The following is a 19,498-nucleotide window of genomic DNA, read 5'->3' on the forward strand; positions in this document are numbered from 1 at the left end:
TCGGCAGAGGGGTGTGGCGGGCGCCCGGCCTCGCCCATACGGTCCCCGTATGACACGTGCGGTGGTGGTGGGGGCGACGGGACAGATCGGGCGGGTGGCGGTGGGCGTGCTGGCCCGGGACGGCTGGGAAGTGACGGCCCTCTCGCGCCGGGGCGGCCGGGACGGCGGCTGGCCGGACGGCGTGCGCGTGGTGCGGGCCGACCGGGAGGACGACGCCGCCCTGGCCGCCGCGGTGGGGGACGGCTGCGACGTGGTGGTGGACATGGTGGCGTTCGGGCCGCGGCACGCGCGGCAGCTGACGTCGCTCGCCGGTCGGATCGGGTCGGCCGTGGTGATCTCCAGCGTGTCGGTCTACGAGGACGGCGAGGGGCGGAGCTTCGACACCCAGCACGAGCCGGAGGGCTTCCCCGAGTATCCGGTGCCGCTGACCGAGGGCCAGCGCACCGTCCGGCCCGGCGACACCTCGTACAGCACCCGCAAGGCGGCACTGGAGCGGGAGCTGCTCGCCGCCGGTGACCGGGTGCCCACCACCTTGCTGCGCGCGGGCGCGGTCCACGGGCCGCACTGCCGGACACCGCGCGAACTGTACTTCGTCAAGCGCAACCTCGACGGGCGGCGCCGCCGCGTCCTCGCCTTCGGCGGCCGGAGCCGGTTCCACCCGGTGAGCGTGCACACCGTGGCGGAGCTGATCCGGCTGGCCGCCGCGCGGCCGGGCAGCCGGGTCCTCAACGCCGTCGATCCCGACGCGCCGACCGTGGCGGAGATCGCCCGGGCGATCGACGCGGTGATGGGACGCGACGTGGAGGACGTGCTGGTGGACGGGCCACCGCCCGCCCCCGGCGTGGGCGGCACACCCTGGACGGTGCCGGCGCCGGTGGTCTGCGGCATGGACGCCGCCGAACGGGAGCTTGGCTACCGCCCGGTGACCCGGTACGCCGAGACGCTGCCGGAGACCGTCGCCTGGATCGGGGAGCGGCTGGCGGGCCGGGACTGGCGGGAGGCGTATCCGAAGATGGTCCAGGCGTACGGCGATCTGTTCGACTACGCGGCGGAGGACGCCTGGCTCGCCGCCCAGGACGCGTGAGGCGCATGTGACAGGCGTGACGTCGTGAGAGGGGGCGGCCGGTACGACCGGCCGCCCCCTGGTCGGTGCCGCGCCGTGGCTACGGCTTCGGCGTGGCGTGCGGGGCGCAGGTCACGTCCCGGCTGTCCACCTCGCCGGTGAGCAGGTAGGTGTCCACGCGGTCGTTGACACACGGGTTGACCAGGTTGGTGACGCCGTGGGACCCGGCGTCGCGCTCGGTGATCAGGCGGGAACCCTCGAACCGCTCGTGCAGTTCGACGGCGCCCCCGTACGGGGTGGCGGCGTCCCGCTCGGACTGGACGATCAGCACCGGCGGCAGACCCTTGCCGGTCCTGACGTCCACCGGGGTGTTCTGCTTGACCGGCCAGGTGGCGCACGGCAGATTCATCCAGGCGTTGGACCAGGTCAGGAACGGGTGGTCCCGGTGCAGCCGGGTGTTGTCCCGGTCCCACGTCCGCCAGTCGGTGGGCCACTTGGCGTCGGCGCACTCGACGGCCGTGTAGACGGCGTTGCCGTTCTCGGAGGCTGCGTTGCCCGCGGTGTCGGACAGGTCGGGCGCGGCGGCGTCCACGAGCGCCTGGGTGTCACCGTCGACGTACTTGCTGAAGACGGTGGCGACCGGCACCCACGCGGAGTCGTAGTACGGGGCGCTCTGGAAGAAGGAGACCAGCTCGGCCGGGCCGACGACCCCGCCGATGGGGTTCTCCTTCGCGGTGGCGCGCAGCTTCAGCCACTGGGCCTGGACCTCGGCGCGGGTGTCGCCGAGGTGGAAGGTGGCGTCGTTCTTGGCCACCCAGTCCTGCCAGTCCCGCCAGCGGGTCTCGAAGGCGACGTCCTGGTCCAGGTTGGCCTGGTACCAGATCTTCTCCCGGGAGGGGTTGACGACGCTGTCGACGACCATGCGGCGCACATGGCCCGGGAAGAGGGTGCCGTAGACGGCACCGAGGTAGGTGCCGTAGGAGACGCCGAGGTAGTTGAGCTTCCTCTCGCCGAGCGCGGCGCGGATGACGTCGAGGTCGCGCGCGGTGTTCGGCGTGGTCATGTGCGGCAGCATGGCACCGCTGCGCTCGTAGCAGCCCTCGGCGTACTCGCGGGCCAGCTTGCGCTGGGCCAGCTTGTCGGCCTCGGAGTCGGGCACCGGGTCCAGCTTGGGCGCCTTGACGAACTCCTGCGGGTCGGCGCAGGAGATGGGCGCGGACTTGCCCACGCCGCGCGGGTCGAAGCCGACGAAGTCGTAGGCCCTGGCCACCTTCGCCCAGACGGCGCTCTTGTTGGTGACGCGGGCCGGGAAGCGCAGGCCGGAGCCGCCGGGGCCGCCGGGGTTGTAGACGAGCGCGCCCTGCCGCTCGTCCTTGGTCCCGGTGCTGCGGACGCGGTCGACGGCGAGCTTGATCTGCTTGCCGTACGGCTTGGCGTAGTCGAGCGGCACGGTGACCCAGCCGCACTGGATCGGCTGGGGAAGGTTCCAGTCGGCGGGGCAGTCCCGCCAGTCGATGCCGGCCTCGGCGGCGCGGGCGGCGGCGATCGCCGCGCCGCGGGCTTCGCGGTCCTGGCCGGACCAGGCGGGCGCGGCGGGCCGCGCGCTCGCGGTGGGCGCCGTGACGGCGCCGCCTATCAGCGTCGCGGTGACGAGCGCGCCGGCCGCGCCGAGCGCCCCCGCCCTGCGCCGCAGTATCGTCTTCCTCAAGTCGGCCCTCCCCGTACAGCTTTTCGAAAGGTACGGGGGGATCCTCGCGGCTGTGCGTTCCCCGGGAACAGGGGCGGCGGGGGATCTTTGCCAATCCGATAAACGGAGCAGTGTGTTCGATCGGTGGGGCGTCAGTCCAGGGCGCGCAGGCCCTCGTCCAGCAGCCGCCTGAGCCGCAGGGCGTCCGGCGCGACGGCCGTGACCAGCGCGGCGGGCCCGGCGAGCGGGACCACGGCGGCGCCGTCACCGGACACGCGCGCGGGCGGCGGGTGTCCGGCGAACTCGGGCCGGACAACGACGATCTGCCCGACCGCCCGGTGGCCCGCCAGCACGGCGGGCCCGTCCCAGCCGCCGGGCGCTCCGGGCCCGCAGGCCAGCTCCTGGTCCAGGACGCACCGGCCGGCGATCCGGACGGCGAGACGGCTGACGAGCCGTCCCGGTTCCTCTCCGGCGCGTCCGAGCACCTGTTCCTCACGCAGCACCAGCCGGGCGGTCGCGGCGAGGTCCACGCGCGTGGTGACGGTGAGGTCGCTGCCCCGGACGGAGATCAACTGCTCCGGGAGCCAGTGCAGTTCCGCTCCGTCGGCCACGGTCAGCCGGACGTCGTAGCGCGCCTCGCCCTCGGCCTGGCCCGGCAGCGCGAGGGTGGCGGCGGCCGACCCGACCCGCAGCCGGGCGCCCTCGGCCACGTCCGCGTCCACGGTGAGGCGATCGCCGCCCAGCGGTCCGCTCATCGCGCCGACGAGCATCACACGGGCCTCGGCGCCGCTCGCCCGGACGCGCCGGGGCGCCAGCGGACCCTCGCCTTCCAGGACCGGCAGGGCCGTCCCGCCCCGGCCGTCGGGCCGCGCGAGGATGCGCGCGCCGGCCTGTACGGTCGTCCCGGTCATACCGTCCACGCGGCCAGCCGCGCCCGCACCCAGTCGGCGACGTCGCGCACGCCGGTCCCGCCGCGCAGCGACTGGAAGACGACCGGGAGTTCGCCGCGCTGCGCCTTGGCGTCGGCGGCCATCCGCGCGAGGTCGGAGCCGACGTACGGCGCGAGGTCGGTCTTGTTGACGACGAGCAGGTCGGCGGTGGTGACGCCGGGTCCGCCCTTGCGGGGGATGTCGTCTCCGCCGGCCACGTCGATGACGAAGATCTGCGCGTCGACGAGTCCCTTGGAGAAGGTGGCGGTGAGATTGTCCCCGCCGGACTCCACCAGGATCAGGTCCAGCGGTCCGACCGCGTCCTCCAGGTCCTCGACCGCTTCGAGGTTGGCGGAGATGTCGTCCCGGATCGCGGTGTGCGGGCAGGCGCCGGTCTCCACGGCGCTGATCCGCTCCGGGGGCAGCACCGCCTCGCGCAGCAGGAACTCGGCGTCCTCGCGCGTGTAGATGTCGTTGGTGACGACGGCCAGGGACAGCTCGTCGCGCAGCGCCCGGCAGAGGGCGGCCACGGTGGCGGTCTTGCCGGATCCGACGGGTCCGCCGAGGCCGACGCGCAGGGCGCGGCGGGTGCCGTCGGGGCGGTGCGCGTCGGCGCTGACGGCGGCGGGTCCGTCGTGGGAGTGGTCCAGATGCATGGGAATCGGCTCCATCGGCTCGGCCCGTCCGGTGCTTGACGACGGGACCGTTCAGGTCCCGGCCGGACGGGGGTCTGGGGCGGGCCCCAGAGGTCGGGAAGGTGAAGGGGAAAGGGGGTGGCCGGGGGAAGGACCGCCCAGGAGGCGAACTCGCGGGCGAACTAGGAGGCGAACAGGCGGACGGGCCACGCGGCGTGCTGCTCCGCGGCGATCTCCAGCAGCGGCGCGGACGCGGCGGGCAGGGCGCCGGTCCCGTCGGTGAGGGCCGTGCGCGCCGCCCGCGCCGCCCGCTCGGCGACCCGGTCCAGCTCCGGCGCCAGCCGGGCCAGCACCGCGGTGGCGTCGAAGGGGTCCAGGCTCAGCAGCCGTACCGTCGCGGTGGCGGGCCCGCTCACGCTCTCGTACGCCGCGCAGTAGGCGGCGTCCACCGCGTCGAGCCCCGCCGCCCGTGCCGTGAGCCCGAGGACGACCGGCTGATGGGCGCCCTTGGGGAACGCGCCGGCCAGGGCGTCGAGTTCGGGCGAGGGCCAGGTCGCGCGTGCCGCCCGCGTCAGCTGGCGGCCCAGCCTGCGGGCGGCGGTGCGCAGCGCGGGGGAGGGCGTGCGGGCGTCGGCCGCCGCGTCGAGTTCCGCCGGATCGGCACCGAGCGCGGCGGCGGCCGCGAGTGCGGCGGCGACCAGCCCCGCCGTGTGCAGCCGTCCCCGGCAGAAGTCCTCCAGGGTCGCCGCTCCGGTGATGCGCCCGGCCCGTACGGCCGCCTCGGCGCCGCCGGAGTGCGCGTGCCCTCCGGCGGGGAAGCGGCCGTCGGCCAGGACCAGAAGTGCCGCCCTGGTCATCAGAAGAGGAAGTAACGCTGGGCCATGGGCAGTTCGACGGCCGGTGCCGCCTCGACGAGCTCGCCGTCGATGTGGACGGCGAAGCTGTCGGGGTCGATCCGCACCTCGGGCCGGGCGTCGTTCTGACGCATGTCGGCCTTGGTGACGCCGCGCGTGGAGTCGATCGCCACGAACCGCTTGCCGAGCGCCAGCCGCTCGGGCAGCCCGTCCTCGATCGCCGCGGGGGACACGAAGTTGACGGAGTTGGCGGCCGGCGCCCGCCCGATCGCGCCGTACATGGGGCGCGGCAGGACCGGCTGCGGGGTCGGGATGGAGGCGTTGGCGTCACCCATCTGCGCGTACGCGATCTGCCCGCCCTTGAGGACGAGCAGCGGCTTGACGCCGAAGAACGCCGGTTCCCACAGCACCAGGTCGGCGAGCTTGCCGGTCTCGACGGAGCCGATCTCGCGGGCCATGCCCTGGGCCAGGGCCGGGTTGATCGTGTACTTGGCGACATAGCGGCGGACGCGGTGGTTGTCGGCCCGTCCGTCGCCGGGCAGCGCACCGCGCCGCCGCTTCATCACGTGCGCGGTCTGCCAGGTCCGCAGGATCACCTCGCCGACGCGGCCCATGGCCTGGGAGTCGGAGGAGATGATCGAGATGGCGCCCAGGTCGTGGAGGACGTCCTCGGCCCCGATCGTCGACGGCCGGATGCGGGACTCGGCGAACGCCAGGTCCTCGGGGACCGCGGGGTTGAGGTGGTGGCACACCATCAGCATGTCGAGGTGCTCCTCGACGGTGTTGACGGTGAAGGGCCGGGTCGGGTTGGTGGAGCTGGGCAGCACGTGCGGCTCGGAGACCACGGTCATGATGTCCGGGGCGTGCCCGCCGCCCGCGCCCTCGGTGTGGTAGGCGTGGATGCCGCGGCCGCCGATCGCGGCGAGCGTGTCGCCGACGAAACCGGCCTCGTTGAGGGTGTCCGTGTGGATGGCGACCTGGACGCCGGTGCGGTCGGCGACGGTGAGGGCGGCGTCGATGGCGGCCGGGGTGGCCCCCCAGTCCTCGTGGATCTTCAGTCCGGCGGCCCCGCCCCGGATCTGCGACAGCATCGCCTCGTGGGAGACGGTGTTGCCCTTGCCGAGCAGACCGATGTTGACGGGGTGGGCCTCCAGCGCCTCCAGCATCCGGGCCAGGTGCCAGGGGCCGGGGGTGACGGTGGTGGCCTTCGACCCCTCGGCCGGTCCGGTGCCGCCGCCGACCAGGGTGGTGACGCCCGCGGCCAGCGCCTCGTCGGTGATCTGCGGGCAGATGAAGTGGACGTGCGCGTCGATGGCACCGGCGGTGAGGATCCGCCCGTTGCCGGCGATGATCTCCGTCTCGGGCCCGATGACGAGATCGGGGTGCACCCCGTCCATGGTGTCGGGGTTGCCCGCCTTGCCGATGCCGGTGATGCGGCCGTCGCGGATGCCGACGTCGGCCTTGACGATGCCCCAGTGGTCGATGATCACGACACCGGTGACGACGGTGTCGGGGGTGCCCTCGGCGCGGGTGGCCCGGGACTGGCCCATGGATTCCCGGATGACCTTGCCGCCGCCGAACACCGCCTCGTCTCCGGCGCGTCCGGGGCCGCCGCTGCGGTCCTCCTCGATCTCGACGAGGAGGTCGGTGTCGGCCAGCCGGACACGGTCGCCGGTGGTGGGGCCGAACAGGTCGGCGTAGGCGGCACGCGAGATCTCAGGCATCGAGGGCACCTCCGGTCTGCCCGCGCAGTCCGGGTACGACGCGGGCACCGGCGAGCGGGACGAGTTCGACGTCGACCGGGATGCCGGGCTCGAAGCGCACGGCCGTACCGGCGGCGATGTTCAGCCGCTTGCCGCGTGCGGCCGCGCGGTCGAAGTCCAGGCCGGGGTTGGCCTCGGCGAAGTGGTAGTGGGAGCCGACCTGCACGGGCCGGTCGGCGGCGTTGAGCACGGTCAGCCGGGTGGTCGCACGGCCCTCGTTGAAGACGACCGGCTCATCGGCGAACAGGAACTCTCCGGGGATCATCGAGCCCTCGACTTCACACGATCGGGTCATGGACGGTGACGAGCTTGGTGCCGTCCGGGAAGGTCGCCTCGACCTGGACGTCGTGGATCATCTCGGCGACGCCTTCCATGACGTCGTCCCGGGTGAGCAGCTTGCGCCCGGTGGACATGAGCTCGGCGACGGTACGGCCGTCCCGCGCGCCCTCCAGGACGTGCGAGGTGATGAGGGCGATCGCCTCGGGGTGGTTGAGCTTCACTCCGCGGGCCCGGCGCTTCTCGGCGACGTCGGCCGCCACATGGATCAACAGCCGCTCTTGCTCATGCGGGGTCAGTTGCACGTCCCACCTCACAGATCTCGCTCCGGACCGTGCGGGGTCCGGTTGCCGCAGCCACGGGGCAACATCGCAGGTGGCCGGGACGGCAGGCTAGTTGCACCGGGTTTCGGTCACGTTAACCCAGCCGCGATCAAGGCAAGTTGCCCTAGGCTACTTTTTGGCCTCCCCTTTGCACGCTCATGAGGGACCGCAGGCCGTCACGCAGCACTTCCTCGAAGGAGGCGGCCGACTCGGCGCCGAAGAGGGCCACCTGGACCGCGTAGCCCTGCACCACGGCGATCATGACCCGCGCCATGGCGTCAGCGTCCGCCTCGGCGCCGGCGGGCATCAGCCCGGCCTCCCGGTACCCCACGACGACCTTCTCCCAGGCCGCGCGGACCAGGCGGAAGCCCTCCCGCAGCTGGGCCGCCAGCGCGGGGTTGCGCGTGGCCTCGGACCACACCTGGATCATCAGCCGGGGAAACATCCACTCGCCGTCCTCCAGCAGCCCGGGCCGCAGCTCCTTCATCCGGGCCAGGACGCCGGGGATCAGCACGTCGGGCAGTGGCGGAGGCGTCTGCCGGGCGGCCTGCTCGTACACCTCCCGCGCCGTGCCCAGCACCTCGGCGACGATCGCGCCGATGAGCTCCTCCTTGCCGCTGAAGTACCGGTAGACGGCGCCCGCGGACAGGTCGGCCTCCTTCAGCACGTCTTGCATGGAGGTGGCGTGGAAGCCGTTGCGGGCGAAGCAGAGCGCGGCGCCGTCGAGGATCTGCCGGCGACGGGCGTCGAGGTGTTCCTGGGATACGCGAGCCATGGCGCCAAGCTAAAACGAACGTTCCTTCTTGACAAGGAACACAGACCGCAGGACCGTGGGGGAAAGACAGAACGAACGATCCTTCTTTTTGATGGCGAGCCGCCCGGCCGGCCTTCCGCGGGACCCGGCGGCCCCCGCCGGCCGTTCCCGCGCGGCCGCCCCGACCGGCCCGGCGCCGCCCTCCCCTCGGAGCACCCCGGGAACCTGGAAGAACCGAGGAGCAGCCATGTCCACCCTCTCCGCCGCCCCCGGGCCCCACCGCCACCGCCGCGGCGTCCTCGCCCTCGCCGCCCTGGTCCCCGCCCTGGTGGCGCTGGCGCTGTGGGCCTTCGCCTGGCCCGCCGCCCGGACCGCCCCCCGGGACCTGCCGGTCGGCGTGGCGGGACCGGCCGCCGCGGCCGCCCGTGTCGAGCGGCAGCTCGCCCAGCGCGACGGGGCCTTCGAGGTCCACCGCTACGCCGACGAGGCCGCCGCCCGCGCCGCGGTCGAGAGCCGGACGGTCTACGGCGCGATCGTGGTCACCGACCACGGCCCGGCCCTGCTCACCGCCTCCGCCGCCGGCCCGGTCGTGGCCCAGCTGCTGCACGAGGCGGTGGCGCGGCAGGCGTCCGCCGCGGGGACACCGCTCAGGACGGCCGACGTGGTGGCCGCGCCCGCGAGCGATCCGCGTGGCGCGGCCCTGGGCGCCACCGTGCTGCCGCTGGCACTCGCCGGGGTCGCGACCGGCACCGCGATGTCCCTGCTGGGACTGCGCGGCGTGCGCGCGGCGGTGGCGCTGGCGTCCGTCTCCGTCCTGGTCGGTGCGGTCGCCGCCGCCCTGGCGCACAGCTGGCTCGGGGTCGTCACCGGGAGCTGGTGGGCCGTGGCCGGGGTGTTCGCCCTGTCGGCCCTGGCCGTGAGCGCCGCGGTCGCCGGACTCGGGGCGCTGCTCGGCCGTCCGGGCGTCGGGCTGGGCGCGCTGGTGGTGGTCCTGCTGGGCAACCCGTTCTCGGGCGCCGCCTCGGCACCGGAGCTGCTGCCCGAACCGGCCGGCGCGATCGGCCAGTGGCTGCCGCCCGGCGCGGGTGCCTCGCTGCTGCGGTCGGTGTCGTTCTTCGACGGTGCGGCGGCGGCCGGGCCCGCCCTGACGCTGACGTGGTGGGCCGTCCTCGGGCTGGGTGCCGTCCTGGCCGGCGGCGCGCTGGAGGCCCGGGCCGGCCGCGGCGCGGGCGCCGCCGGGCGCGGGCCCGCACCCGCCGGCTGACCGGCCGCGCCCCAGCCGCCGCCGGCGCGCGAGCGCCTGTACGGTCCGTGCGCCTCTTCCGCCCGCTTCACCGGCGCGGAGGGGGCGCACCGTCGCGTCGCGCCCGGCCGCCCCGGAAGTCCGGCCGAGCAACCGGCGCCCCCGGGAGGGTCCAGCGCTCCCCCGGCCTCGGCCAGCCGCTCCCTCCGGCCTGGCGGTCCCGGCCGGACTCCGTTCCCTCCGGCCTCGCGGTCCCGGCCGGACTCCGTTCCCTCCGGCCTCGCGGTCCCGGCCGGACCCGGAGCCGTCCCCCGGCCTTCCGTCCCGGCACCAGGGACCGGCGTCTCAGGAGGCCCCCGGCCTCCGGTGTTCCGCGGCGATGCCGAAGCGCTGCGGTTCACGGGGCGCGGACGCCACCTCGCGCACGCTGGAGACGGCACGGATCACCTGCTCCCGGCTCTGCTCCCCCGCCCGCGCCTGCTCCGTCTCCCGCAGTTCTTCCAGCCTCTCGAGGTCGGCGGCCGAGACCAGGGCGACCAGCGGCTTGCCGTGCCGGGTGACGACGACGCGCTCACCGCCGTACACCACGCGGTTGATCAGGTCGGCGAGCTCAGCCCTGGCTTGCGTCACCGGAATCTCGTAGGCCATACGTTCAGCTTACGGGCCGCCGCCGGAGGCCGACCGGAGCTCAGGACCGTCCGCCGTGAGCGAACCCGCACCCCCAAACCCCTCCCGGCCTGCGGTTTCTCATGAGACCGACAGCGCTCACCCGACCCACCTTCTGTACATCCTGTACATTTTTTACAGAGACGGCGCCACTGGAGACGCCCGCAGAGGAGGGGTTCGCCATGACCCGACCGACCGCCCGCCATGTCCTGCCCGAGTTCACCGAGCGCACGGGTTTCGGACAGCGGACGATGGATCCGTACGCGAAGCTGCTGGAGGAGCGGATCGTCTTCCTCGGCACCCCGGTCGACGAGGTCTCCGCCAACGACGTGGTGGCCCAGTTCATGTACCTGGAGCACCAGGCACCCGACCGGGACATCGCGCTCTACATCAACTCACCCGGCGGCTCCTTCGACGCGATGTCGGCGATCTACGACACCATGCGGTACGTCACCTGCGACGTGGCGACGACCTGCCTGGGCCAGGCGGGTTCGTCCGCGGCGGTCCTGCTGGCCGCGGGCACGCCGGGCAAGCGCTCGGTGCTGCCGGGCGCGCGCATGGTGATCCGCCAGCCGTCTCTCGCGGAGCCGGTGCGAGGCCAGGCATCGGACCTGGCCATCCAGGCGGACGAGTTGACGCGTGTCCGCTCCCGCCTGGAGGAACTGCTCGTACGGCACACCGGCCGCACCCGCGCCCAGGTGAGCGCCGACATCGAGCGCGACACGATCCTCGACGCGTCGGACGCGGTGGCGTACGGCCTGGTGGACCGCATCGTGCCCAGGCGGAGGAGTTCGGGCGCCGCGGCCGGCGGGAAGTGAGGCGCCGATGCTCCCGGAGCTGCCGCCCCTGCCCGCCCTGACGCGCGCCGAGGCCGAGCTGATCGACCGTTATCTCGACGTGGTCGACCTGCTGGGCCGCATCAACCCGGCGCACCACGGGGACACCTACCGCGGGCTGCGCGCCGCCCAGGCCCTGGTCGGCAAGGCGGTCGCCCTGCGCGACGCGCTCGCGCTGATGCACCAGCGGGGCGAGAACGAGGTGCACGCCGCCACCCTGGCCCGTGCGCTGCGCGTACTGGACGGCGAGCGGCGCACCGCCCGCGTCACCCTGCCGCCCGCCCACCGCACTTGACGCCGCCGCGCCCGGGCCGGCCCCCCTCCGGGCGTCGGCGCGGCATCCGGGCCGGGACCGGCGCGAACCAAACGGCGTACCCCCTTTCGGTGGAGAAATTCCTGCTGTCGGGGGCCGATCCGGGTTGCGCGTTTCTCCTGACCAGAGGGCGGAATATGTTGTTCCACCGCTGGTCCGGCACATGCCGGAACCGTCAACAGCGGCTCGAACACAGGGGAGTCCACCCGAACGGGTGAGTGGTGAGTAACAACACAAATCCCTGGTTCCGTTGGGATTTTCCGACTTCCGTGCGCCAAGATCCCTGTCTGACGACAAGCCCCCGCCACCGCGGCGGGGCGATCCGGGCGGACGCCGAGTCCTGCCGCCGCCCGGATGACCGGTCGACAGGAAGTGGATCGGCAGGAGTGGAGGACCCAAGCACGACGGGTCGCCGGAACGGTCACGCCATGGCCGGGCCGAGCAGCCCTTGGGGTGAAGCCGCGCAGATGCGGCCGGGCAACTTCGCCAGCCCGAATCCGACAGGTCATCCTTCACAGGCGGCTGACGAAGGGTTGCGCATGACTGCGCTCAATCGTGTCCCGTCCCTCATGGTCCGGGCCGGTACGGCCTCGGCCCTCACCATCGCCGCCGTGGGCGGCTCGATCGTGGTGCCTGGCGTCGCCTCCGAGGCCGCCGCGGCCACCCCGGCGACGAAGGCCCTGAAAATCGCGGCCTCCAAAAAGGGTGCGCCGTACAGGTACGGCGCCACCGGGCCCTACCGGTTCGACTGCTCGGGGCTGACGCTGTACTCGTTCAAGAAGGCCGGCAAGAAGCTGCCGCGCACCGCCGCCCAGCAGTACAACAAGACCCGTCATATCTCCGCCAAGAGCCGCAAGGCCGGGGACCTGGTCTTCTTCCACTCGGGCCGGAACGTGTACCACGTCGGTATCTACGCCGGGAAGGGCAAGATCTGGCACGCTCCGAAGACCGGTGACGTGGTGAGGTTGCAGAAGATCTGGACCAAGAGCGTCTGGTACGGCCGGGTCAAGTGATGCTCCGCGCGGGGCTGGCGGCGGCCCGGCTCGCCGCCGCCCCCCCGCGGGAGCCCGTCCGGCCGCGCGTGGGCCGTGGCGGGCCCCGCGAGGGCCTCGGGCACCGTCCGGCGCGCCCGCCCCGAGGACGTGCCAGAGGGCGGCCCGGGACCGCCCCGGGCGTGACCCGCGCCCCGGCGGTACCCGCCATGGCATGGCCGACCACCGTCGCTGAGGCGTCGAGCCGCGCCGCGCATCCTCCGGATCGCCTCGTGGCCAGGCCGCCATCGGCCCGGTGGCCCGGCACGCGCGTTCACCGGGTCGGTGCCGCCCGTCGTGGGCGTGACGACCGGCCGGGCGGACGGCCTGGCCGGGGACGCGGGGACCCGGCTCACCCGGCCGGTGCGGTCGCCTCCGCCCGCCGCCCTCGCCGGTCCGCCCCGGCCGCGTGCCGCCCGGAGACGGCGGTCGCCGCCGGGCCGCGACCCGGCGGTGGTTGCCGGGCCGCCCGCTCCGTATGGTTCCGGTGGTCCGCCGGACCGGGCAGCCGGCGTCCGGCCCGTCGGCCTTCCGGGATCCGCCGCGCGGCGCGCCGGGCGCGCCCCCGGTTCAGCGCCGCTGTTCCCGCCGTCCCGCCGCCGTGGCCGGCTTGGCCGGCGCCGTCCAGGGCAGTTCGATGAAGACGGTCTTGCCTCCCTCGCGGGTCGGGCGGACCCGCAGTCTCCCGCCGGACTCGGCGGCCAGCCAGCGGACGATGACCATGCCGCGTCCGTTGTCCTGCTGGACGGCCGCGGGCAGCCGTCTGGGAAACCGGGGGTGGCCGTCGGTGACGCCGACACGCAGCCGTTCCTCGCGGTCGAGCACGAGGTCCACGGTGAAGGTGGGTGACTGGCCCAAGGTGTGCTGCACCGCGTTGGTGGCCAGTTCGGAGACGATGAGCCGGATGGTGTCGGACACTTCCGTGCCCGCCGGCAGGCCCCACTCCGCCAGCGTGCCGACCACATAGGTGCGGGCGGCGGAGACCGAGGCGGGCTCGCTCGGCAGAGTGACGGATGCTTCCAGATGGTCTGCCATGGCGGCGTCGTCCCTTTCCACGGGACCGCAGTCCGACACAAAGCGGAGGCTTCGAGTACGGTCCCGCACTGGTGCTTCATCGCCAGACTGCCATCACCACGCCGGTGCGGGACGGCGATCCACCAAACTATGCATATATCTGTCGCTCGATGCGGTGAACTCTGCGACGGGAGACCGGATGCGGGCGGCTCGGACGGAGTACGAGTAAGGGGAAGCCCATGCAGCACGGTCCTGCGGTCCGCCGCCGGAAACTGGGCGCCGAACTGCGCGCGCTGCGCGCCTCGGCGGGGCTCACCAGTGGCGAGGCCGCCCGGCTCGTGGGCTGGCACCAGTCGAAGGTGAGCCGGATCGAGACCGGAACGAGCGGTGCGAAACCGGCCGATGTGCGGTTACTTCTCGACGCCTACGGCGTGGCCGATCCGCAATTGCGCGACCTGCTCCTCATGCTGGCGGGCACCGATCACGACGGGGACCGGAACCACCACTGGTGGCACGCCTACCGGGGGGTGCTGCCGCCGACGTACCGGGACTTCATCAGCCTGGAGTCGCAGGCCAGCGCGATGCGCACGCTGGAGACCACTGTCGTCCCCGGCCTGCTCCAGACGCCGGAGTACGCGCGGGCGGTGACGCGCGCCGCGGTGGACGGGCTGTCGGAGGAACGGCTGGACGCGCTGGTGGAGGTACGGCTGGCCCGGCAGGACGTGCTGCGCACGCGACCGCCGCTGGAACTGCGTGCCGTGCTGGACGAGGCGGTGCTGCGCCGCAAGGTGGGCGGCCCCGGCGTGATGGCCCGGCAACTGGAGCGGCTGCTGGAGGCGGCACGGCTGCCCCATGTCCGGCTCCAGATCATGCCGTTCGGCGCCGGGGCGCACATCGGCGTCACCGGCTCTTTCGTTATTTTCTCATTTTCGCGCACTTCTGATCTGGACGTGGTTGTTCTCGACCACTTGACGAGTAGCCTCTATCTGGAACGGAAAGAAGACCTGGAGGCCTACTCCGAGGCCTTCAACGCCCTTGGCACTCACGCCCTTTCGCCCGAGGACTCGTTGGATTTCATCGCCGCGACAGCGGCCGGCGCGTAAGGAGGCACCATGTCCGCACTGCCTCGCACGGTCCCTTCCAGCACCCGACTGCCCGGCGTGCGGTGGCTGCGCAGCAGCTACAGCACAGGAGCGAACAACTGCGTCGAGACCGCCCGGCCGGAGGCCGGCCCGTGGGCGGGACTGCTCGCCGTACGGGACTCCAAGGCCCCGGCCGGTCCCGCGCTGCTCTTCTCCCCGGGGAGCTGGGCGGACTTCCTCACCGGTCTGCGGTGAGCCCCCTCCCGCCCGGCTGACCCGCCGGGCGGCACGCGTCATCCGGCCGGGTACCGCCGGCTCACGGCCGCGTCCGGCGGATCACCCGCACGGCGCGCTCCAGTTGTTCCCCGGTCAGGTCCGCGCGGGCGGTCAGCCTGAGCCGTGAGACGCCGTCCGGCACGGACGGCGGACGGAAGCACCCCACGGCCAGGCCGGCCGCCCGGCATTCGGCCGCCCACCGCACCGCGCCCTCCGGCGACGGCGCGCGCACGGAGACCACCGCGGCGTCCGGGCGCACCGCCGCAAGTCCCGCGGCGGTCAGCCGTGCGTGCAGCTCGCCCGCCACCGCGCGGGCCCGCGCCGCCCGTTCCGGCTCGCGGCGCAGCAGCCTGAGGGCCGCCAGGGCGGCACCCGCCGCCGCGGGGGCGAGACCGGTGTCGAAGATGAACGTCCGGGCGGTGTTGACCAGATGGTCGATCACCCGGGCGGGACCGAGCACGGCACCCCCCTGACTGCCCAGCGACTTGGACAGGGTGACCGTCACGACGACGTCGCCCGCGCCCGCCAGTCCCTGCGCGTGCGGGGCGCCGCGTCCTCCGTCGCCGAGCACACCGAGCCCGTGCGCGTCGTCGACGACCAGCCCGGCGCCGTACTCCCGGCACACCCGGGCGAGCCGGGCCAGCGGGGCGGCGTCGCCGTCGACCGAGAACACCGTGTCGGAGACCGCGACGGCGGGCCCGTCGTGGGAGTGGAGCGCCTTGCGCACGGCGTCCGGGTCGGCGTGCGCCACGACCTGCGTGGTGCCGCGGGCCAGCCGGCAGCCGTCGATCAGCGAGGCGTGGTTGCCGGCGTCGGAGACGATCAGCGAGCCGTGCGGTGCCAGCGCGGTGACCGCGGCGAGGTTGGCGGCGTAGCCGGAGGAGAAGACCAGGGCCGCCTCGGCACCGCAGAAGGCGGCCAGTTCGTGCTCGAGTTCCGTGTGCAGCTCGGTGGTGCCGGTGACGAGCCGGGACCCGGTCGCGCCGCCGCCCCAGTCCCGCGCGGCCCGGGCCGCGCCCTCGGTGACCTCGGGGTGCATCGCCAGGCCCAGGTAGTCGTTGCTCGCCAGGTCGAGGAGCGGGGAGCCGGCCGAACGGGGACGCAGATCGCGTACGAGCCCCGCGCGGCGGCGCGACTCGGCCTGCTCGTCGATCCAGCCGAACGCCATGGGTCCTCCGGTGGCAGGGGTTTTGTAGGCAGTGCACAGACATTAGCGGCAGGACCAGCCGCCCGATGTGTGGCCATGCCCACACGGTGAACCGTCAGAGTTGTGCGAAGTCTCCTTGGCCCGGGGTGGCCGAGTAGGACAGGATCGGCTCCCATGGACCTGCTGAACACGCTGGTGGACAAGGGACTTCGGCGCGAGACGCCGACGCGCGAGGAGGCGCTGGCCGTCCTCGCCACCTCCGACGACGACCTGCTCGATGTGGTGGCCGCGGCCGGCAAGGTGCGCCGGCACTGGTTCGGGCGGCGGGTGAAACTCAACTATCTGGTGAACCTCAAGTCCGGCCTGTGCCCGGAGGACTGCTCCTACTGCTCCCAGCGGCTCGGCTCGAAGGCCGGCATCCTCAAGTACACCTGGCTGGGGCCCGGCGAGGCCTCCCAGGCCGCCGCCGCGGGCGTGGCCGGGGGCGCGAAGCGGGTGTGCCTGGTGGCCAGCGGGCGCGGCCCGACCGACCGGGACGTGGACCGGGTCTCGCAGACCATCAAGGCCATCAAGGACGAGAACGAGGGCGTCGAGGTGTGCGCCTGCCTCGGTCTGCTCTCCGAGGGCCAGGCGGAGCGGCTGCGCGAGGCGGGCGCGGACGCCTACAACCACAACCTGAACACGTCCGAGGCGACGTACGGGGACATCACGACGACGCACACCTACGCCGACCGGGTGGACACGGTCCGCAAGGCGCACGCGGCGGGGCTGTCCGCCTGCTCCGGGCTGATCGCGGGCATGGGCGAGGGCGACGAGGACCTGGTCGACGTCGTCTTCGCGCTGCGCGAGCTGGACCCCGACTCGGTTCCGGTCAACTTCCTCATCCCCTTCGAGGGCACTCCGCTGGCGAAGGAGTGGAACCTGACCCCGCAGCGCTGCCTGCGGATCCTGGCGATGGTGCGGTTCGTCTGCCCGGACGTCGAGGTCCGTATCGCGGGCGGGCGCGAGGTCCATCTGCGCACCATGCAGCCGCTCGCCCTGCACCTGGCCAACTCGATCTTCCTCGGCGACTACCTCACCAGCGAGGGCCAGGCGGGCAAGGCCGACCTGGAGATGATCGCGGACGCCAGGTTCGAGGTGGAGGGCACCGACCGGGTGACGCTGCCGGAGCACCGGGCGGGCGGCGGCTGCGGCTCGCACCGGTCCGGTGGCGGCTGCGGCTCGCAGGAGAGCGGGGGCGGCTGCGCCTCGCCGCAGGAGGGCGAGGGCCGCGCCTCGCGGGAAGGCGAGCAGGCCCCCGGCTCCGTACCGGGCGCCGGGGAGCCCCGGACCGATCTGGTCGCCGTACGCCGCCGCGGCGCCGGAACGGATCTGGCGCCCAATGCCTGAGCTGAGCGTGCCGGAGCTGCTGGACCTGGACCGGCGGCACGTCTGGCATCCGTACGGCCCCATGCCCGGCCGCGAGGAGCCGCTGGTCGTGGAGTCGGCGAGCGGGGTGCGGCTGAGACCGGCCGACGGGTCGGGCGAACTCGTGGACGGCATGTCGTCCTGGTGGTCGGCCATCCACGGCTACAACCACCCGGTGCTGAACGAGGCCGTGCGCGAGCAGCTGGGGCGGATGAGTCATGTGATGTTCGGCGGGCTCACCCACGAGCCGGCCGTACGCCTGGCGAAGCTCCTCGTCGACATCTCGCCCGACGGCCTGGAGCACGTCTTCCTCACCGACTCCGGCTCGGTGTCGGTCGAGGTCGCGGTCAAGATGTGCCTCCAGTACTGGCGTTCGCTCGGGCAGCCCGGCAAGCGGCGCCTGCTGACCTGGCGCGGGGGCTACCACGGCGACACCTGGCAGCCGATGTCGGTGTGCGACCCGGAGGGCGGCATGCACCGGCTGTGGTCCGGCGTGCTCCAGCCGCAGGTGTTCGCCGAGGCGCCGCCGGCCGGGTACGAGGAGGCGTACGCGGAGCATCTGCGCGCGGAGATCGGGCGGCACGCGGCCGAGCTGGCGGCGGTGATCGTCGAGCCGGTGGTGCAGGGCGCGGGCGGGATGCGGTTCCACTCCCCCGCGTATCTGCGGGTGCTGCGCGAGGCGTGCGACGCGCACGACGTCCTGCTGGTGTTCGACGAGATCGCCACCGGTTTCGGGCGGACGGGGGCGCTGTTCGCGGCGGAGCACGCGGCGGTGACCCCCGATGTGATGTGCGTGGGCAAGGCGCTGACCGGCGGCTACCTCACGATGGCGGCGACGCTGTGCACCGCGCGGGTGGCCGACGGCATCTCGCGGGGCGAGGTCCCGGTGCTGGCGCACGGGCCGACGTTCATGGGCAATCCGCTGGCGGCGGCGGTGGCGTGCGCCTCGGTCGGGCTGCTGCTCGGCCAGGACTGGCGCGCGGAGGTCAAGCGGATCGAGGCGGGGCTCCGGGAGGGGCTCGCGCCCGCGGCCGGGTCGCCCGGCGTGAAGGACGTCCGGGTCCTCGGGGCGATCGGCGTGGTCCAGCTCGACCACGCGGTCGACATGAAGGCGGCGACGGACGCGGCCGTGCGCGAGGGCGTGTGGCTGCGGCCGTTCCGCGACCTGATCTACACGATGCCGCCGTACGTCACGCAGGACGCCGACGTGGCGAGGATCGCGCGCGCGGTGTGCGCGGCGGCGAGGGAGGGGTGACATGCCGGTCCTGGTGATCACGGGCACGGGCACGGAGATCGGCAAGACGGTCGTGACCGCCGCCGTCGCCGCGACGGCAAGGGCGGCCGGCCGGTCGGTGGCGGTCCTGAAGGCCGCGCAGACCGGGGTGGGTCCGGGCGAGCCCGGCGACGCGCAGGAGGTCGTCCGGCTCGCGGGCCCCGTGACGGCGGCCGAACTCGCCCGGTTCCCCGAGCCGCTGGCGCCGGCGACGGCCGCGCGGCGCGCCGGGCTCCCCCCGGTCCACCCGGACCGGGTGGCCGAGGCGGCGGCCAAACTGGCCACCGAGCACGATCTGGTGCTGGTGGAGGGCGCGGGCGGACTGCTCGTCCGGTTCGACGCGGCGGGCGGGACCCTGGCGGACGTGGCGGGGCTGCTGGAAGCGCCGGTGCTCCTGGTGGCGACCGCGGGACTGGGCACGCTGAACGTCACCGAGCTGACGGCGCGGGAGCTGGCCGCGCGCGGCATCGCCCTGGCGGGCGTGGTGATCGGCAGCTGGCCCACCGACCCGGACCTGGCCTGTCGCTGCAATCTCGCCGACCTCCCGGACGTGGCCGGGGCGCCGCTGCTCGGCGCCGTGCCCGCCGGGGCGGCCGCGCTCGCCCCGGACGCCTTCCGCGCGGCGGCGCCCCGGTGGCTGGCGCCCCGGCTCGACGGCACGTGGGACGCGGAGGAGTTCGGGGCGCGGCAGGCGCCCCCGGTCCCGGCCGGCGCCCGGGCAACGGCACCGTCCGCCCCCGGCACCGGATCGTAGGAGGCGGGCCCGGCCCGGGGCACCGGGCCCGGCGCGAAACCGGCGCCACCGGCGTCCCCGCCTCCGGGCCGGGCGGGCGGGGCGCGGCCGCAGCCTGCGTTGCTCCGCCAGCGGAAGGTCCTCTTCACGGATGTGGGCGAGGGCCGGTTCGATATAAGCAAAGTGATGGTCT

At 74.0% G+C, this 19,498-nt stretch carries 21 protein-coding genes and 1 riboswitch; of the genes, 10 read left to right on the forward strand and 11 right to left on the reverse strand.

Going from position 1 to position 19,498, the window contains the following annotated elements; all coding sequences use genetic code 11:
- Nucleotides 1–49: 49 nt before the first annotated feature.
- Nucleotides 50–1,084, forward strand: coding sequence for an NAD-dependent epimerase/dehydratase family protein (locus AB0L74_RS14675; RefSeq protein ID WP_365650595.1), 1,035 nt, complete (start codon nucleotides 50–52; stop codon nucleotides 1,082–1,084).
- A gap of 79 nt (nucleotides 1,085–1,163) precedes the next feature.
- On the opposite strand, the gene AB0L74_RS14680 is transcribed toward AB0L74_RS14675, so the two are convergent.
- From AB0L74_RS14680 to AB0L74_RS14715, 8 genes are all read right to left on the reverse strand, one after another.
- Nucleotides 1,164–2,771 carry an alpha/beta hydrolase gene (locus tag AB0L74_RS14680; protein WP_365650598.1) on the reverse strand — a complete coding sequence of 536 codons (1,608 nt, stop codon included), beginning with the start codon at nucleotides 2,769–2,771 and terminating at the stop codon, nucleotides 1,164–1,166.
- Between the two features lie 131 nt (nucleotides 2,772–2,902).
- Nucleotides 2,903–3,661 carry an urease accessory protein UreD gene (locus AB0L74_RS14685; protein WP_365650601.1) on the reverse strand — a complete coding sequence of 253 codons (759 nt, stop codon included), beginning with the start codon at nucleotides 3,659–3,661 and terminating at the stop codon, nucleotides 2,903–2,905.
- Nucleotides 3,658–4,335, reverse strand: coding sequence for an urease accessory protein UreG (gene ureG / locus AB0L74_RS14690; protein ID WP_365650604.1), 678 nt, complete (start codon nucleotides 4,333–4,335; stop codon nucleotides 3,658–3,660). Before ureG ends, AB0L74_RS14685 begins: the two co-directional genes overlap by 4 nt.
- A gap of 161 nt (nucleotides 4,336–4,496) precedes the next feature.
- Entirely contained in the window at nucleotides 4,497–5,171 is a 675-nt protein-coding gene (locus AB0L74_RS14695; RefSeq protein WP_365650607.1) for an urease accessory UreF family protein, read from the reverse strand.
- Nucleotides 5,171–6,892: an urease subunit alpha gene (locus tag AB0L74_RS14700; RefSeq protein ID WP_365650610.1), complete on the reverse strand. Its 1,722-nt coding sequence runs from the start codon at nucleotides 6,890–6,892 to the stop codon at nucleotides 5,171–5,173. Before AB0L74_RS14700 ends, AB0L74_RS14695 begins: the two co-directional genes overlap by 1 nt.
- Nucleotides 6,885–7,196 carry an urease subunit beta gene (locus tag AB0L74_RS14705; protein WP_365650687.1) on the reverse strand — a complete coding sequence of 104 codons (312 nt, stop codon included), beginning with the start codon at nucleotides 7,194–7,196 and terminating at the stop codon, nucleotides 6,885–6,887. Before AB0L74_RS14705 ends, AB0L74_RS14700 begins: the two co-directional genes overlap by 8 nt.
- A gap of 13 nt (nucleotides 7,197–7,209) precedes the next feature.
- Complete coding sequence (locus AB0L74_RS14710; RefSeq protein ID WP_164395324.1) at nucleotides 7,210–7,512, reverse strand: urease subunit gamma; 303 nt, start codon at nucleotides 7,510–7,512, stop codon at nucleotides 7,210–7,212.
- A gap of 142 nt (nucleotides 7,513–7,654) precedes the next feature.
- The gene (locus tag AB0L74_RS14715; RefSeq protein ID WP_365650614.1) at nucleotides 7,655–8,305 is read right to left on the reverse strand and encodes a TetR/AcrR family transcriptional regulator; all 651 of its coding nucleotides are present in this window, start codon (nucleotides 8,303–8,305) and stop codon (nucleotides 7,655–7,657) included.
- 226 nt (nucleotides 8,306–8,531) lie between these two features.
- On the opposite strand from AB0L74_RS14715, the gene AB0L74_RS14720 reads away from it, so the two are divergent.
- Nucleotides 8,532–9,548, forward strand: a complete 1,017-nt coding sequence (locus tag AB0L74_RS14720; RefSeq protein ID WP_365650618.1) for an ABC transporter permease — start codon at nucleotides 8,532–8,534, stop codon at nucleotides 9,546–9,548.
- Between the two features lie 324 nt (nucleotides 9,549–9,872).
- Here AB0L74_RS14720 and AB0L74_RS14725 read toward each other — a convergent pair whose 3' ends face one another.
- Nucleotides 9,873–10,175: a type II toxin-antitoxin system Phd/YefM family antitoxin gene (locus AB0L74_RS14725; protein WP_365650620.1), complete on the reverse strand. Its 303-nt coding sequence runs from the start codon at nucleotides 10,173–10,175 to the stop codon at nucleotides 9,873–9,875.
- Between the two features lie 200 nt (nucleotides 10,176–10,375).
- On the opposite strand from AB0L74_RS14725, the gene AB0L74_RS14730 reads away from it, so the two are divergent.
- The 3 genes from AB0L74_RS14730 (at nucleotide 10,376) to AB0L74_RS14740 (ending at nucleotide 12,355) form a co-directional block, all read left to right on the forward strand.
- A complete protein-coding gene (locus tag AB0L74_RS14730) occupies nucleotides 10,376–11,011 on the forward strand; it encodes an ATP-dependent Clp protease proteolytic subunit (RefSeq protein WP_365650623.1) in 636 nt (211 codons plus the stop codon).
- A 7-nt stretch (nucleotides 11,012–11,018) separates the two neighbouring features.
- Nucleotides 11,019–11,324 (forward strand): hypothetical protein, encoded by a 306-nt coding sequence (locus AB0L74_RS14735; protein ID WP_365650626.1) that lies wholly within the window; start codon nucleotides 11,019–11,021, stop codon nucleotides 11,322–11,324.
- A gap of 339 nt (nucleotides 11,325–11,663) precedes the next feature.
- Nucleotides 11,664–11,878: riboswitch (cyclic di-AMP (ydaO/yuaA leader) on the forward strand.
- 3 nt (nucleotides 11,879–11,881) lie between these two features.
- Complete coding sequence (locus tag AB0L74_RS14740) at nucleotides 11,882–12,355, forward strand: C40 family peptidase (protein ID WP_365650629.1); 474 nt, start codon at nucleotides 11,882–11,884, stop codon at nucleotides 12,353–12,355.
- A 588-nt stretch (nucleotides 12,356–12,943) separates the two neighbouring features.
- Here AB0L74_RS14740 and AB0L74_RS14745 read toward each other — a convergent pair.
- Entirely contained in the window at nucleotides 12,944–13,408 is a 465-nt protein-coding gene (locus tag AB0L74_RS14745; protein ID WP_365650632.1) for an ATP-binding protein, read from the reverse strand.
- A 218-nt stretch (nucleotides 13,409–13,626) separates the two neighbouring features.
- On the opposite strand from AB0L74_RS14745, the gene AB0L74_RS14750 reads away from it, so the two are divergent.
- Nucleotides 13,627–14,490 carry a helix-turn-helix transcriptional regulator gene (locus tag AB0L74_RS14750; RefSeq protein ID WP_365650635.1) on the forward strand — a complete coding sequence of 288 codons (864 nt, stop codon included), beginning with the start codon at nucleotides 13,627–13,629 and terminating at the stop codon, nucleotides 14,488–14,490.
- A gap of 9 nt (nucleotides 14,491–14,499) precedes the next feature.
- Complete coding sequence (locus AB0L74_RS14755) at nucleotides 14,500–14,724, forward strand: DUF397 domain-containing protein (protein WP_365650638.1); 225 nt, start codon at nucleotides 14,500–14,502, stop codon at nucleotides 14,722–14,724.
- Nucleotides 14,725–14,785: 61 nt separating this feature from the next.
- Here AB0L74_RS14755 and AB0L74_RS14760 read toward each other — a convergent pair whose 3' ends face one another.
- On the reverse strand, nucleotides 14,786–15,913 hold the full coding sequence (locus AB0L74_RS14760; protein WP_365650641.1) for an 8-amino-7-oxononanoate synthase: 1,128 nt from the start codon (nucleotides 15,911–15,913) through the stop codon (nucleotides 14,786–14,788).
- Nucleotides 15,914–16,066: 153 nt separating this feature from the next.
- On the opposite strand from AB0L74_RS14760, the gene bioB reads away from it, so the two are divergent.
- The 3 genes from bioB to bioD are packed head-to-tail and all read left to right on the forward strand — an operon-like array spanning nucleotide 16,067 to nucleotide 19,326.
- Complete coding sequence (bioB, locus tag AB0L74_RS14765; RefSeq protein ID WP_365650644.1) at nucleotides 16,067–17,281, forward strand: biotin synthase BioB; 1,215 nt, start codon at nucleotides 16,067–16,069, stop codon at nucleotides 17,279–17,281.
- Nucleotides 17,274–18,554: an adenosylmethionine--8-amino-7-oxononanoate transaminase gene (locus AB0L74_RS14770; protein ID WP_365650647.1), complete on the forward strand. Its 1,281-nt coding sequence runs from the start codon at nucleotides 17,274–17,276 to the stop codon at nucleotides 18,552–18,554. The genes bioB and AB0L74_RS14770 overlap by 8 nt, the downstream gene beginning before the upstream one ends.
- A 1-nt stretch (nucleotide 18,555) precedes the next feature.
- Entirely contained in the window at nucleotides 18,556–19,326 is a 771-nt protein-coding gene (gene bioD / locus AB0L74_RS14775; RefSeq protein WP_365650650.1) for a dethiobiotin synthase, read from the forward strand.
- Nucleotides 19,327–19,498: the final 172 nt, after the last annotated feature.

Source organism: Streptomyces sp. NPDC052020, from assembly GCF_040680575.1.
In the GTDB taxonomy this organism is placed as follows: Bacteria; Actinomycetota; Actinomycetes; order Streptomycetales; family Streptomycetaceae; genus Streptomyces.

Excerpts from the sequence above, each read along its gene's own strand:
- AB0L74_RS14675 (WP_365650595.1), top strand. The coding sequence starts at position 50 with ATGACACGTGCGGTGGTGGTGGGGGCGACGGGACAGATCGGGCGGGTG.
- AB0L74_RS14685 (WP_365650601.1), bottom strand. The coding sequence starts at position 3,661 with ATGACCGGGACGACCGTACAGGCCGGCGCGCGCATCCTCGCGCGGCCC.
- ureG (WP_365650604.1), bottom strand. The coding sequence starts at position 4,335 with ATGCATCTGGACCACTCCCACGACGGACCCGCCGCCGTCAGCGCCGAC.
- AB0L74_RS14695 (WP_365650607.1), bottom strand. The coding sequence starts at position 5,171 with ATGACCAGGGCGGCACTTCTGGTCCTGGCCGACGGCCGCTTCCCCGCC.
- AB0L74_RS14700 (WP_365650610.1), bottom strand. The coding sequence starts at position 6,892 with ATGCCTGAGATCTCGCGTGCCGCCTACGCCGACCTGTTCGGCCCCACC.
- AB0L74_RS14705 (WP_365650687.1), bottom strand. The coding sequence starts at position 7,196 with ATGATCCCCGGAGAGTTCCTGTTCGCCGATGAGCCGGTCGTCTTCAAC.
- AB0L74_RS14715 (WP_365650614.1), bottom strand. The coding sequence starts at position 8,305 with ATGGCTCGCGTATCCCAGGAACACCTCGACGCCCGTCGCCGGCAGATC.
- AB0L74_RS14720 (WP_365650618.1), top strand. The coding sequence starts at position 8,532 with ATGTCCACCCTCTCCGCCGCCCCCGGGCCCCACCGCCACCGCCGCGGC.
- AB0L74_RS14725 (WP_365650620.1), bottom strand. The coding sequence starts at position 10,175 with ATGGCCTACGAGATTCCGGTGACGCAAGCCAGGGCTGAGCTCGCCGAC.
- AB0L74_RS14730 (WP_365650623.1), top strand. The coding sequence starts at position 10,376 with ATGACCCGACCGACCGCCCGCCATGTCCTGCCCGAGTTCACCGAGCGC.
- AB0L74_RS14735 (WP_365650626.1), top strand. The coding sequence starts at position 11,019 with ATGCTCCCGGAGCTGCCGCCCCTGCCCGCCCTGACGCGCGCCGAGGCC.
- AB0L74_RS14740 (WP_365650629.1), top strand. The coding sequence starts at position 11,882 with ATGACTGCGCTCAATCGTGTCCCGTCCCTCATGGTCCGGGCCGGTACG.
- AB0L74_RS14745 (WP_365650632.1), bottom strand. The coding sequence starts at position 13,408 with ATGGCAGACCATCTGGAAGCATCCGTCACTCTGCCGAGCGAGCCCGCC.
- AB0L74_RS14750 (WP_365650635.1), top strand. The coding sequence starts at position 13,627 with ATGCAGCACGGTCCTGCGGTCCGCCGCCGGAAACTGGGCGCCGAACTG.
- AB0L74_RS14755 (WP_365650638.1), top strand. The coding sequence starts at position 14,500 with ATGTCCGCACTGCCTCGCACGGTCCCTTCCAGCACCCGACTGCCCGGC.
- AB0L74_RS14760 (WP_365650641.1), bottom strand. The coding sequence starts at position 15,913 with ATGGCGTTCGGCTGGATCGACGAGCAGGCCGAGTCGCGCCGCCGCGCG.
- bioB (WP_365650644.1), top strand. The coding sequence starts at position 16,067 with ATGGACCTGCTGAACACGCTGGTGGACAAGGGACTTCGGCGCGAGACG.
- AB0L74_RS14770 (WP_365650647.1), top strand. The coding sequence starts at position 17,274 with ATGCCTGAGCTGAGCGTGCCGGAGCTGCTGGACCTGGACCGGCGGCAC.
- bioD (WP_365650650.1), top strand. The coding sequence starts at position 18,556 with ATGCCGGTCCTGGTGATCACGGGCACGGGCACGGAGATCGGCAAGACG.